At 68.2% G+C, this 12,519-nt stretch carries 13 protein-coding genes, 1 tRNA gene and 1 pseudogene; 5 read left to right on the top strand and 10 right to left on the bottom strand.

Features of this window, described 5'->3' with window-relative positions:
• The first annotated feature begins 13 nt into the window (after positions 1-13).
• Positions 14-661 (top strand): integrase core domain-containing protein, encoded by a 648-nt coding sequence (locus ACZ5CR_RS03675; protein WP_468853219.1) that lies wholly within the window; start codon positions 14-16, stop codon positions 659-661.
• Positions 662-805: 144 nt separating this feature from the next.
• Here the strand turns inward: ACZ5CR_RS03675 and ACZ5CR_RS03670 are convergent, their stop codons facing one another.
• Positions 806-1,291, bottom strand: coding sequence for a hypothetical protein (locus ACZ5CR_RS03670; RefSeq protein ID WP_468853217.1), 486 nt, complete (start codon positions 1,289-1,291; stop codon positions 806-808).
• Positions 1,292-1,553: 262 nt separating this feature from the next.
• Here ACZ5CR_RS03670 and ACZ5CR_RS03665 point away from each other — a divergent pair, with 262 nt between their 5' ends.
• The gene (locus ACZ5CR_RS03665) at positions 1,554-2,351 is read left to right on the top strand and encodes a hypothetical protein (RefSeq protein ID WP_468853215.1); all 798 of its coding nucleotides are present in this window, start codon (positions 1,554-1,556) and stop codon (positions 2,349-2,351) included.
• 4 nt (positions 2,352-2,355) lie between these two features.
• Here ACZ5CR_RS03665 and ACZ5CR_RS03660 read toward each other — a convergent pair whose 3' ends face one another.
• The 8 genes from ACZ5CR_RS03660 to ACZ5CR_RS03625 form a co-directional block, all read right to left on the bottom strand.
• Positions 2,356-2,850, bottom strand: coding sequence for a LuxR C-terminal-related transcriptional regulator (locus ACZ5CR_RS03660; RefSeq protein ID WP_468853214.1), 495 nt, complete (start codon positions 2,848-2,850; stop codon positions 2,356-2,358).
• A gap of 282 nt (positions 2,851-3,132) precedes the next feature.
• Positions 3,133-4,197, bottom strand: coding sequence for an integrase core domain-containing protein (locus ACZ5CR_RS03655; RefSeq protein ID WP_468853213.1), 1,065 nt, complete (start codon positions 4,195-4,197; stop codon positions 3,133-3,135).
• 221 nt (positions 4,198-4,418) lie between these two features.
• A complete protein-coding gene (locus ACZ5CR_RS03650) occupies positions 4,419-5,093 on the bottom strand; it encodes a class I SAM-dependent methyltransferase (RefSeq protein WP_468853211.1) in 675 nt (224 codons plus the stop codon).
• A gap of 19 nt (positions 5,094-5,112) precedes the next feature.
• Positions 5,113-5,667 (bottom strand): GNAT family N-acetyltransferase, encoded by a 555-nt coding sequence (locus ACZ5CR_RS03645; protein WP_468853208.1) that lies wholly within the window; start codon positions 5,665-5,667, stop codon positions 5,113-5,115.
• A gap of 13 nt (positions 5,668-5,680) precedes the next feature.
• Positions 5,681-7,234 (bottom strand): asparagine synthase, encoded by a 1,554-nt coding sequence (locus ACZ5CR_RS03640; RefSeq protein ID WP_468853206.1) that lies wholly within the window; start codon positions 7,232-7,234, stop codon positions 5,681-5,683.
• Positions 7,235-7,351: 117 nt separating this feature from the next.
• Positions 7,352-7,534: a hypothetical protein gene (locus ACZ5CR_RS03635; protein ID WP_468853205.1), complete on the bottom strand. Its 183-nt coding sequence runs from the start codon at positions 7,532-7,534 to the stop codon at positions 7,352-7,354.
• A gap of 127 nt (positions 7,535-7,661) precedes the next feature.
• Positions 7,662-7,802 (bottom strand): hypothetical protein, encoded by a 141-nt coding sequence (locus ACZ5CR_RS03630; RefSeq protein WP_468853202.1) that lies wholly within the window; start codon positions 7,800-7,802, stop codon positions 7,662-7,664.
• Positions 7,796-8,167, bottom strand: a complete 372-nt coding sequence (locus tag ACZ5CR_RS03625) for a hypothetical protein (protein ID WP_468853200.1) — start codon at positions 8,165-8,167, stop codon at positions 7,796-7,798. Before ACZ5CR_RS03625 ends, ACZ5CR_RS03630 begins: the two co-directional genes overlap by 7 nt.
• Positions 8,168-8,309: 142 nt before the next feature.
• On the opposite strand from ACZ5CR_RS03625, the gene ACZ5CR_RS03620 reads away from it, so the two are divergent.
• Together ACZ5CR_RS03620 and ACZ5CR_RS03615 are read left to right on the top strand one after the other, a co-directional pair.
• Positions 8,310-9,659 carry a hypothetical protein gene (locus ACZ5CR_RS03620; protein ID WP_468853198.1) on the top strand — a complete coding sequence of 450 codons (1,350 nt, stop codon included), beginning with the start codon at positions 8,310-8,312 and terminating at the stop codon, positions 9,657-9,659.
• 265 nt (positions 9,660-9,924) lie between these two features.
• Positions 9,925-11,024, top strand: a pseudogene (locus ACZ5CR_RS03615) (integrase core domain-containing protein).
• Positions 11,025-11,559: 535 nt separating this feature from the next.
• Here the strand turns inward: ACZ5CR_RS03615 and ACZ5CR_RS03610 are convergent.
• Positions 11,560-11,633: transfer RNA gene (locus tag ACZ5CR_RS03610), tRNA-Pro, on the bottom strand.
• A 131-nt stretch (positions 11,634-11,764) separates the two neighbouring features.
• Here ACZ5CR_RS03610 and ACZ5CR_RS03605 point away from each other — a divergent pair.
• Positions 11,765-12,493, top strand: coding sequence for a transketolase (locus ACZ5CR_RS03605; protein WP_468853195.1), 729 nt, complete (start codon positions 11,765-11,767; stop codon positions 12,491-12,493).
• The last annotated feature ends 26 nt before the right edge of the window (positions 12,494-12,519 follow it).

Below are 12,519 nucleotides of genomic sequence, written 5' to 3'. Positions count from 1 at the left end.
CCGCCTCCACCGTGTGGAACATCCTCACCAGGCCGGTATCGACCCCGCCCCACGTCGTACCGGACCAACCTGGAGGCAGTTCCTCGCAGCCCAGGCCGAGCACATAGTCGCCGTCGACTTCCTGCACGTCGACACCATCAACCTCAAACGCATCTACGCCATGGTCATGCTCGACCACGGCAGCCGCCGCGCGCACCTGCTCGGTGTCACCGCCAACCCCACCGGCCCATGGACCAACCAGGCGGCCCGCAACTTCCTCATGGACACCGGCATGGACATCGCAGGCATCAAGTTCCTGATCCGTGACCGCGACGGCCAGTTCACCGACGCCTTCGACGCCGTCTTCGCCGACATCGGCCTGCGTGTCCTCAAAAGCCCGCCCCAGGCACCGAAAGCGAACGCACACTGCGAAAGGTTCATCGGCACCCTGCGCCGCGAGCTCCTCGACCGGACACTCATCCTCAACGAACGGCACCTGCGCCGAACCCTCACCAGACACCTGGAGCACTACAACGGGCATCGGCCTCACCAAGCACTGAACCAGCCCCGCCCACCGCAAGCTGAAGCCGGACCGCCGCGCCCCATCGACCTCGCCGAGCACCGCGTCCACCGCACAGCGGCCCTCGGCGGACTCATCAACGAGTACCAGATCGCGAGTTGACATCACTACGAACCCGCAGATCAGCGGCCGAATCCCACATTTGAGCCCCACAGGCCCTGCTCTGCCTTGCCCGACGCCGGGCCGACGTCCTGTTCGCGATGCTCCGTGACAGAACCTTCTATGAACCGCAGCCGTCGGCCGCAGTCACCTGACCTGCGGGTCTGCGAGGAGAACGACTCGATCAGCCTCGACATCGAAGCCGAGCACCGGATGGCCATGGTCGCCTTCCGGGTCCATCAGCACGGGCTTGCCCAGCCGCCTCCCGATCTCCCGGAGGAAGCCGCAGAACACCTCAAGTCGCTCCTGGCCCTGCAACTCCCGCAGGTCGACGTCGAAGTCGACTTCATCGTCGGCATGAAAACGGAAGATCGCCAGCACATCAGCCGTCGGCCAGACTCGCAGGTCCGGGCACTCGGCATCCGACGGGCGGGACAGCGCGACCTCCGCCCGAGGCACCGGAAGCACCGCTTCTCCCTCGGAGTACTGGCACTTCCAGCCCTTCTCCGTGACAGGGTCGAGGACCGCCTGCCAGTCCTCCACCGAGGCATTCGGGACATCCAAGTCCGGCAACGACCCCATCAAGGCCGGGTCGAAGAAGGAACTCACGTCATCCCACAACAGATCAGCCACCCCGTCATGCTGCCCGGCTCACCGACCCAGCGCGCCCCCGTTTCCCTTGACCAAAGACATAGGGGCACCCCCCCAACGAACAAGCGGAAGCAGAACGCCGGTTACCTCCCTCACTCTGACTCAGACCACGCCTGACCAGCACGAATCAAGCGATCGCGTTCGGTTGAGATACGGCTTCCGAGCCCAGACTTGCAGACCTTGACCGAACAGATAGAAGCACCCCTCATGCCAGACGCGGGAGCGCCACCGCTAGGGTCCGGGCATGTCGGCTCCAGGAAACGTGTTCGCCTCACTGCCCCGGCAGCGCTCGCGCCGCGAACGGCTGGTGCGCGGCCTCGTCCGAGCGCTCGCGGTCGCTCTGGTGCTCGCGGGAGCCGCCTGGGGCGTGTCCGCGGCCTTCGCCCCGCAAGGGCCCGGAGACCACGCCCCGATGGCGATCTGCACGACCTTGGACATCTCCGTGATGCGTGCGGACGTCGACGGTGACGGCCACCTCGACGAGATCAACGATCCGGACCACGACGGTGTCACCTCTGTGGTGTTCAGCGACGGCGACAAGGCCGACGTCGGCGACGTCCGCGGCACCTGGGCGAAGCTGCGCGGGACCATCCTCGACGACATGGCGACGCGGGGCACCATCGGCGACTTCGACGGCGACGGACATGTCGACCTCGCCCTCTTCTACAGCCAGGCCGACATAGGCGATTCGCCCCGGGAGGCCATGCTCGTTCACGAGGTCCACTACGGGCCGCTCGCCCGCGACCTGACCAGTGAACGGACCGGGAACATCCGCATCCGCCCCAAGACGTACGTCGACGGTGTCCGTGCATCCGACCAGGACCACGACGGCAGGGCCGAGCTGCAGATCCTGCAGTCGACGGGCGACGGAACTTCAGCTCTGCGTACCGGCGTCCAGAAGGACGGCGGAATCTCCGTGGACGCCAAGCGGTCCGACAGACAGTCCGACAAGCAGTCCAAGGAGGAGTCCAACTTCACGGACGCGGGGCGCTGGCCGCCCACCGCGCACGGATGGCAGGACTTCAAGGACTGCGGGCGCTAGCGTCTCAGCCGAGCAGGCCCGCCTCCTGCGCGAGCACCGCGGCCTGGACCCGGTTCGTGCAGTCGGTGCGGGTGAGGATGCTGCTGATGTGGGCCTTGACCGTGCCGGAGCTCAGCTGCAGTTGAGCAGCGATCTCGGCGCTGGAGAGGCCGGTGCCCAGCAGCCGTAGGATGTCCCGTTCGGCGGGTGTCAGGGCTGCGATCCGGCCCGCAGCCGCGTCGCTGCCGTGCCCCATGCGGGTCCACTCGACGAGTTGGCGGGTGACCTGCGGCGCGAGGACGGGGTCCCCGGCGGCGGCGCGGCGTACGGCGTCGATGAACGCGTGCGGGCCGGTGTCCTTGAGGAGGTAGCCGTGGGCCCCGGCGCACAAGGCGCTGGTGACGGTCGACTCCTCACCGAAGGCCGTGAGCATCACCGCGCGGGTGCGGGGCGACTGGCAGGCGATCTCGGCGACGGCGGTGATGCCGTCCCCGGCCATCCGGATGTCGAGGAGGGCCACGTTTGACGGTGTGGACCCGGCAGGCTTCGACGGCCTCACGGGTGTCCTGCGCCTCGGCCACAACACGGATCTCGTCGTAGTCCTCCAGGACCAGCCGGACGCCGGTGCGCATCAACGCCTCGTCGTCGGCGATCAGGACTCGGGTCATCGGCGCGTTACAGGCGGCCATGACCAACAGGGCGATGGTGCCCCCGATCGTCGGCAACAGCACCACCAGCGCCGCACAGCCACCCCCGAGGCGTTGCACCAGCTCTGTGGGTACCGATTTCTCATCCGGCCTGGTCAGGCGGCGTGTTGGTACTCGTGGAGCACTCCCCCGAGCCGGTCCTTCCGACGGATGCCCAGGTGATCCAATCGGGCTCGTTCGACGATTGGACCGGGCAGCAGTCGCAGCGGGGCAGCGCTGCGGAGCGTGCGGTGGGGGCGGTGCTCGTTGTAGAAATGCTCGAACTCGCGGAGTGTGTGCAGGAGGTGGGCCTGGTTCCAGATCAGGGTCCGGTTAAGGACTTCACGCTTGCAGGTACCCACCCAGCGCTCCATGATCGCGTTCATCCGCGGTATCTGGATGCCGCTGAGGACGATCCGAAGCCCGGCGTCGGCCAGGACAGCGTCGACCGCGGCGGTGAACTTCGAGTCCCGGTCCCGGATCATGAACGCGGCTCTGCTGCCGGCGTCCTGCAGGTCCATGACGAGGTTGCGGGCGAGCTGGGCGGTCCAGTCAGCCGTGGGCCCAGTGGTGGCGCCGAGGATCCGGATACGCCGGTTGGCGTGCTCGATCACGGCGAAGACGGACAGCCGCGTGCCAGCCAGGGTGCGGGTCTCCAGGAAGCCGCAGGCCAGCAGGGCATCGGCCTGGGAACGCAGGAAACCGGCCCAGGTGGTGCGGTCCCGCTGCAGCGCGGGGCCGATGCCGACCTCCCTCAAGATCTCCCATACCGTGGAAGCGGCGGTTCTGATGCCCAGGGCTGCGAGTTCCCCGTGAATTCTGCGGTAGCCCCACACGCTGTTCTCCCGGACCAACCGCAACACCAGGGCCCGGATCGAGCGCAGAGTCCGCGGCCGACCGGGGCGCCTGGGTGCACACCTCGCGGCATGCCGACAGGTGAGCAGATCACGGTGCCAGCGCAGAACCGTGTCCGGGCGCACCAACAACTGGAGTTGACGCAGCTTCGCCATCGGCAGGTGGCGCAGGAGCGCAGCCAGCAGCGTGCGGTCGCCCGGAGTGAACACCGGCTTGCTTACCTGACGGTTCAGGACAGTGAGCTGGTGCCGCAGTGCCAGGATTTCCACGTCCTTGTCGCGGTCGCTCATCGACAGCAGGCGTATGAAGGCGAAAGCGTTCCTCATCGCAAGGTAAGCCAGTCTCACCACAGAACAATCACGCCGCCCACGGGCCACGACCCGGCAATCGCACCGGCTCCGAACCGAGCCATTCCGGCGCACAGACTCGACAGGCCATCAGGCCGCTGACCTGGCCGGACGGATAATCGGCACCCACAGCCCGCGCCCGCCCCGTCGCGGCCGCCGACGAACACGGCGCCCTGTTCCGGGATCATCGCTCAGCGAGATCACTGGGTGATGTGGGCAGCGAATACAGTACTGCGAACACGCTGGTTGCGCGGGTCGTGGGAGCGGTCGACCGTGTCGACGCGGTACCCGTGTTCGGCCAGGATCCGTAGCCAGCCCTGGATCGAATACATCCAGCGCACAACGGGAACGCGGCCGGTGGCCGGGGTATAGACGATCATCTGGCGGCGTCCTTCGGGGGCGCCAGAGGCGCGGGTCATGCAGGAGAAGACGAGTCGCCCGCCGGGCTTGAGGCGCTGGTGGAGGGCGGGCAGGAGTTGGTGCGGGTCAGCGAACCAGAGTCCGCCGAACACGGAGAACACCGCGTCCAGCGGCGGCAGATGCGGGGCGATGCGCACGGCGTCCCCAAGCCACCACTCCAACTGCTCGTAGGCGGCGTGATCAGTGGCGGCCTGGTGGATGCGCACGGGCGAGACGTCGTTGCCGATCCCGCGAGCAAGCCCGTACTGCGTGAGGTGGGCGAGGTGGTGACCGGCGCCGCACCCCAGTTCGGCGACGGTCGCGCCCGCCAGGGGGCCCAGGAGTTCGATGCCCGGCCCGGGCGCGTCGCGAAAGTGCCAGTACAGGGATGATTCTTGGCCGGTGCCGTTGACGGCGAGGGTGTCCCAGGCTTTGCGGTTGAACGCGGCGTCTTGCTTGGTGACGGTGCTGGCCACGCGTGCGTCTCCCGAGGAGTCAGGTGAAAGTGTTGGCGGGGTCGGTGGTGACGGGCAGATGGTTGAGCTCCTCGGCTTTGCGGGCCAGGAGGTAGGCGGGGTGGCCTCCTCGCTCGGTTGTGTGGATGAGGTCGAAGCCCTGGTGGTCGCGGTAGTAGCGCACGAGTCCTTGGTGACCGCAGCCGCGCCGCACCCAGAGCCTTCCGGTGCGGGCTGCGTGAGCCAGGGCCCACCAGGCCATCAGGGTGCCGGGCTTGGCGGCCTGGTGGTCGGGATGGGTGAAGGTGGTGGCCAGGAAGAGCGCGGGCTCGGTGCGCTCGGCATCGGTCCATCCCCATTCGGGGGTCTGGTCGTAGAGGCTGGTGCAGCCGATGAGCTCTGCCTCGGGGGAGAGCAGAGCCCAGACGGGGGTGTGTCCGTTCCCTGCCTGTGCGGCGATCTGTTCGGCCCGGTCGTATTCGAGGAGGTCTGCGCCGCCGACCTTGCCCGTGCTCACCATCCAGGCGGCGCGGGCGCGGATCAGCTGGGTGTAGGCGGTGCGGTCGTGGGCGGTGGCGGGGCGCATCACGTACATGTCTTTGAGGCTCTCAGTTGTGGGCGGCGCGGTGGGCGAGGTCAGCGGCGACGACGTCGGCGAGACGGTCATCTGTCGACCGGATGTCGCCGGACTCGATGCGCGTCAGGGCTTGGGTGAGGGTGTCTGGGTCTACGAGCTTGGCGTCGATGAGCGGAGATCCCTGATCGAGTAGGCGTCGCACCTGCGCGGGCAGGGTGGTGCGGATCGCGGTGTTCATGACGTCGGTGAAGTTTTCCGGCAGGGGTGGCTCCACGACCAGTTCGGACAGACCCAGGGCGGTCAAGCGGCGGCGGTGCAGGCTCTTGCGGGAACGCCAGGAACGGGGCAGCCACTCGCCGAAGCGGATCATGTCCGGATCGGCGAAGGGGTGCAGAGGCCATATCCCCGCCTCGAGCAGCAGCGGCGCGGCCGATGCCATCGCGAGCAGGGTCATTTCGTTGACGACGGCGGGCGGGCAGGTGTCCCCGTCCACGTCCATGAGGGCCTCGCGGGCGACGGGGCCCAGCCACTCGGTCAACGCGTGCCCAGGACCGACGGGCGGGTGTGGTGCTTCCTGGGGGGTGAGGGCGAGCATCTCGTCTCCGCCGATCCCGGTCACCACGGTACGGATGCCTGCCCCGGCCAGTTGTTGGATGAGGGCGGCTGTGGACTCGTGGTAGGGCTCTTCGTAGGGGTAGACGTATCCGCCCAGGGCGCGGCGTCCGTCCGGGTGCAGCGGGGGCAGGGCCGGTGTGGTGATGTCTGTGCGAAAGCGCCCGGTGCGGAGCATCTCGGCACGGCGCGTGCGCTGTTGCTCTCCCATCGGGCCCGGTAGCAGCATCGCCGAAGCGGTGATCCTTCCCGGGTGGCGCACTGACAGATGGGTGCTGGTGACGGCCGAGTCGAAGCCGCCTGAAACGTGTGCGCTGGTGGTGTCCGGGTCGTAGAGGTGTCGGTCGAGCACCGCGTCGAGCAGGCGGCCGTACGCGGTCAGTACGTCGGCGTCGCCAGCGAGAGCGCGGGCCTTGGAATGCAGCGCCGGGACGGGCTGCTCGAAGCGGATCGGCCCGTGACCGTCGTAGTGGGCGGCTGTGCGCTCGGTCAGCCGGTACAGACCGGTGAAGCAGGTGTGATGGCTGTAGCGGAACCACAGGCTGAGCAGTCGGGCCGTCTCGGCGACATGGAAGTCCACGCGAGGCATGCGCTTGACGAGGTCGGCGGTGGTCCACGACCCGTGCAGCACACCACTGTTGGCTGTCAGGTACAGCGGGGCGCTGCCGCGTTCACCAGCCCGGATGCTGACCGTGCCGTCAGGGGCAAGATCGATGGCGACGAAGTTCAGGGGCCACGCCAGGAGCTCCGCACGAAGCTGGCGGAAGGGGGTGGTGGACAGCTCCACGACGGCACGTCGGGCACTGCCTGCACGGTGGGCGTCACGCTCGCGGACATGGACGAGGGCTCGTCCGGTGTCGCGGTCGGTAAGGGCGATCGCATCCAGGGACGGATGGTCGAGCGGGGCGACCCAGGACGCGCCGCATTGCAGGCGGGTGTTGTTCCACGCCCAGGCGCTGGCATCGCGGCTCATCGGGGTGGGTTGGATACGCAGTTTGAGCACGAGTCCTCCACGAGGTGGGGCGCGGGGCCCGGCCGGGCGGGGTCTGGGCCTGGCCGGGCCCACGCGCACGCGTGTGCTGGGGGCAGGTCAGACCTTGAGGCTGTCGTACTCGTGGTTGGTGTCCGAGGAGCCTGCTTCCTTCTTGTAGGCAAAGCGAGTTGCCAGGTCGGGGACCTCGAACTGGGCGTGGTCGGTGAACAGCGGGCCCAGCTCGATGCCGCCGAGCGTGGTGGCTTGCAGGCTGGTGGATTGGTCCAGGCGTTGCCTCATGGCGGGTTCCTTTCGTCGGTGGTGTTTCGGGGCGGGCGGCTCTGCCCGCGGGGCCCGCGCCGGACCACCTCGGACGGAGAGGTCCGAGGGCGGCTGGTCAGGCCCGGCACGGGAGTTGGAGGAGGCGTTAGGCGCCAGTGAGGGTGCGGATGAGGAGCAGGCTGAAGGCGATCACGACCAGCGACACCAGCGCCGTGGTGATGACCGTCTCGGTCACTCCGGAGCGCACCGGGCGCCGGGCTCGGTAGCCGCCCCAGCGGCTCACCACGACGGCACCATCGCGTTCTTCAGCAGGCGGCACGCCCCGGCGAGGAGGTAGAGCCGGGCGCTGGGGTTGGTGAAGGCGCCGGTCTGCTGGTCGTGATGGACGGATCTGGCGTGGCCGATGCTGTCGGCGAGGATGTCGCGAGCGCGTTGCTCGGCGGGGCTGCGGCGCGGCATGCGGTTCAGGTGGTACTCGGCAGGCGTGATGAGGGCGACCAGGTAGGTGGCCAGTTCGGAGGCCACGGAGTCGGCGAGACGGCTGCTGGGGTTGGCGACGGCGAGTCCTTCGGCGCGGTGGACGGCGTCGTCGACGAGGGCCAGGTCCACGGGGTCGCTGGTCTGGTGGCGGGGGGTGGTCGTGAGGGTCACCGTGGGCTCCCGGGCTGGGCGTGATGGTTGCGTCTGGTTCCTGACGTACAGCCAACTACCGGTCACGCTGCGCGGGTACCGTGAAAGAAGAGCGCGCACGTAAACGCCGTAAAAGCTGTCGGAGCTGGCGGGAGAATCACTCATGGCAGGCACACCGCGTACGCCGAACACCAGGCTGGCCACCCTGCTTGACCAGGGGCAATGTCAGCGCGGAGAACTCGCCCGCGCGGTGAACCGCATCGGCGCCCTCGCCGGGATGCCGCTGGCCTACAGCGGTCAGTCCGTTTCGATGTGGCTTCGCGGACACCAGCCAAAGCAACAGGTCAGGGCGATAGTGGTGGTCGCCCTGTCGGAGAAACTCGGCAGGCCCATCACGCACGAGGAGGCGGGCCTGACCCTGCCCCCGTCCGCCAGGGGCTCTGAACACCGCGACACTGTTGAGGAGTTGATTGACCTGGGAAGGGCGGATATGGATCCCTCTCGACGCGGCGTTCTCGCTGCCGGTGTATTCACCGCGGCGCTGGCTGTGCCCGTCTTCGGCACGGCGGCAGCGCACGCCAGCGAGCCGGTCTCACCGGGCAAGGCCACAACCCGGATCGGCGGCTCGCAGGTCGCCTCGGTGCGGCGCACGACGATCAGGATCGCGGACATCCTGGATGAGGACGGTGCAGGCCACGCGCGGCCGATGGCCGCCGCGTTCCTGGTGAACACGGTCGGTCCGTGGCTGAAGGCGCAGGCGTCAGAACCCGTCGCTGCTGACATGAAAGCCGCAGCCTCGGACCTGACGTATCTGACCGGCTGGATGGCGATGTACGAAAAAGACCACGCCGCCGCCCAGCGCTGGTACCTCAAAGCCCTCTCTCTCGCCGATGAGGCCGGGGACCATGTGACGTACTGCCGCACACTGCGCGGCATGTCGTTGCAGATGACGAGCCTTCGCCACGGCCGCAAGGGGCTTGAGTTCGCCGACAGCGCCGCCGAGGCCGCACCACAGGCCGGCCCGCGCCTGGTCGCGTTCCTGCGTGGTCAGCAGGCCCATGCCGCGTCCATGGTCAAGGACCGCAGGCAGGCCCACGCACGGCTGAGCGAGGCCGAGGCCGCGCTGTCGAAGGCCGACAACCGGCGCGACGCCGTGGGCGGATACGACCGCACCGCATGGCTCTTCCACCTCTCGCATGTGCTGTACGAGGAGCGGGACCTGCCCGGCAGCATCAAAGCACTGCAGGACTCCATCAAAGTGCAGCCCGCACAGGAGCGGCAGGGTCGCGTGCACTCCTACGCGTTGCTGGCCCAACGGCAGCTCGCCCACGGACACCTGGATGCGGCGTGCACCTCCTGGGGCCGATTCCTGGACGAGTACGAGCTCGTCTCCTCCGCGCGCGGCGACGAGCACTTCGGGACGATGCGCCGGGAGATGCGCGCGCATTCCACCGCGCGGCCGGTGAAGGAGCTGGCGGGACGGGCGCGGGAAGTCGCCGCCCTCAAAGTCTGAAACTCGAAGTCACGGAAAGGCCCACTGAGAAGTTGGCGGTTTCCTCTCCGGCGGGGAAATTCCGACCGCCGCTGGCCCTCGCCGCCTGGTTCCACTTCGGAGCTTGCCGACCCATTGGCGACCCGAGTTCTGCTCTCCCGCGCCGGACTCCGCACAGCACCAGGTCGACCAGGCCCTCGGGATTGCCGAGCAGCACTGCGCCTGCCGGAAATGTCATCCATGCAGATCAGGAGCGTCAGCGACGGTGCGGCAGGATGATTTCGCGTTGCTGCGTCTTGTTTACTTGACCGTCACCAACCTGTTCTCCGCGCTGCGGTTGCTGCCGCTGAGTGACTGCGACAAGGACGCGGAGATACTCGCCCTGCGCCACGCCACCAGCTCACCGCCCTTGAGCGACAACTCGGCACGGACCGCATCAAGTTCACTCCCGCAGACCGGGCGTTCCTCGCCGCTCTGCTGATCCCCCTGCCACGCCAGACCCTGCGTCGACTCCGGCTAGTGGTCCGGCCCGACACCGTGCTTCGCTGGCACCGCGATCTGATCAAACGGCGCCACGCCTGCACCTGCCGACCGAAGAAGCCCGGACGACCGCACACGGTCCACTCGATCCGCAGACTGGTCCTGCGCCTGGTCCGTAAGAACCCGGCGTGGGACTACCGCAGGGTGCACGGCGAACTCACCGCCCTCGGCATCAAAGTCGCCGCCTCCACTGTCTGGGAGATCCTCACGGCCGAGGGCATCGACCCCGCGCCCGATCGGGCAGCCACCACCTGGGCCGACTTCCTGCGCTCGCAGGCAGACGCTCTCCTGGCCTGCGACCTCATCGAGACAGTGACTTTGACGGGGCAGCGCCAGTACATCCTCACGGTCATCGAGCACGCCACCCGCCGCATCCGGATCCTCGGCACCACAGCCCACCCCACCGCGGCCTGGGTCAGTCAAACCGCCCGCAACCTGGCCATGGACCTCACGGACGCCAACACCACCTTCGTGTACCTGATCCGGGACCGGGACGCGAAATACCCCGCCCTCTTCGACGAAATCCTGCGCACCGCCGGCATCCAAGTCGTACGCACCGGCATCCGGATCCCCCGCATGAACGCCATCATGGAACGCTGGGTCCAGACCTGCCGCCACGAACTCCTGGACCGCACTCTCATCTGGAACGAGCACCACCTACGCCTTGCGCTCCACCAGTTCGAACTGCACTACAACCTCCACCGGCCCCACCAAGCAATAGACCAGGCAGCACCCCCTACGTGCCGCCCCCCCGAACCACTCCCCCACGCACAAATCACCCAACTGAAAGTGCGCCGGAGAGACCGCCTCGGCGGAGTCCTCCACGAATACCAACATGCCGCTTGAACTGCGCCGATGGAGTTCTCGGCAGGCGCACCCGCAGGAGCCGGACCTCGTCACCAAACGCACGACCGAGAACGCACCGCGAGCGTCTCCATACAGCGCCCTACAGACGCCAACGTCCACTCGCACCCCGCCAAGGGGACCCACAGGAGCAGCCACCCCCAGCCGCCACCCCCTGCGACCTGCACGGCCTCCCGCCACCGCGTTCAACCTCTGGATGCCGTGCACGCCAAGACACGGAGTCCACCCAGACAAGGGGTCGGCAAAAGCCGTCAAGGGGTCGAGTGGGAGCACGGCCCCTTGACGGATATTCGGACAAGGGGTGAAGGGTGAGACCCCTTGACACCCACGCCACGCCACCCAGCGGAGATCTTCTGTGGGAGCGACCGGATCGGGCGACCCGCCGTCGACCGCCGGTTGACGTTACTCCCAGACTCCCGCTCCCAGGGAGCACGGGGAGCGGCTCCCCGCTCCCAGATTTGCTCCCAAACACGAAGTAGGGGCCACCCGAAGATGGCCCCTACCTGCGACGTTTCCGTCGGGACGACAGGATTTGAACCTGCGACCCCTTGACCCCCAGTCAAGTGCGCTACCAAGCTGCGCCACGTCCCGGTGCCCGTGTGACCTGGGGTTTTCCCCTGGCTGAACGCGCACCGAAACAATACCGCACTCCGGGCCGTGATCGCTCACGCCTTTCGCGCCCTATTGACCTCAAGGGAACTTGAGGTTGCACGCTCTGTGTCATGACGACGACAACGGAACGCGGCAACGCGTACGGATACGCAGACCTGTCCCGCCTCATGGGGCTCATGACCGGCGACGAGAAGCATGGGCCCGCCGCGACATCCACCCTCGACGCGCTCTGGGTTCTCTACGACCGGGTGCTCAGGGTCACACCCGAGCGCGTGGACGATCCGGGGCGCGACCGGTTCCTGCTCTCCAAGGGGCACGGGCCCATGGCGTACTACGCCGTCCTCGCTGCCAAGGGCTTCCTTCCCGTCGACTGGCTGGAGGGGTTCGGGGCGTACGACTCCCCGCTGGGGCACCATCCGGACCGGGTGCTCGTGCCGGGGGTCGAGATCGGGAGCGGGTCCCTCGGGCATGGGCTGCCGCTCGCGGTCGGGACGGCGCTGGGGCTCGGCGCGCGAAAGATCGCCGACGCCCGGGTGTGGGTGCTCGTCGGGGACGCGGAGCTGGACGAGGGCAGCAATCACGAGGCCATCGCCTTCGCCGGGCCCTCCGGGCTCGAGCGGCTGCACACCGTCGTGATCGACAACGCCTCCGCCCGGCACGCCAGGCCCGGTGGTATCGCCGCGCGCTTCGAGGCCGCGGGGTGGTCCGCCGAGACCGTCGACGGGCGTGATCACAACGCCTTGTACGCGGCGTTCACCGCCCCGCATCCGGGGCGGCCGCGGGTGGTCGTGGCTCGGGTCGAGCCGAAGGGGGCCGTCGGCGGACCCAAGTTGACCTGAGCGTCCGTCGCGGGGGCAGGCGCGGG

Source organism: Streptomyces sp. NPDC031274 (assembly GCF_055570235.1).
The sequence above is the reverse complement of the archived record's forward strand: the minus strand, read 5'-3'. Positions and strand labels throughout refer to the sequence as shown.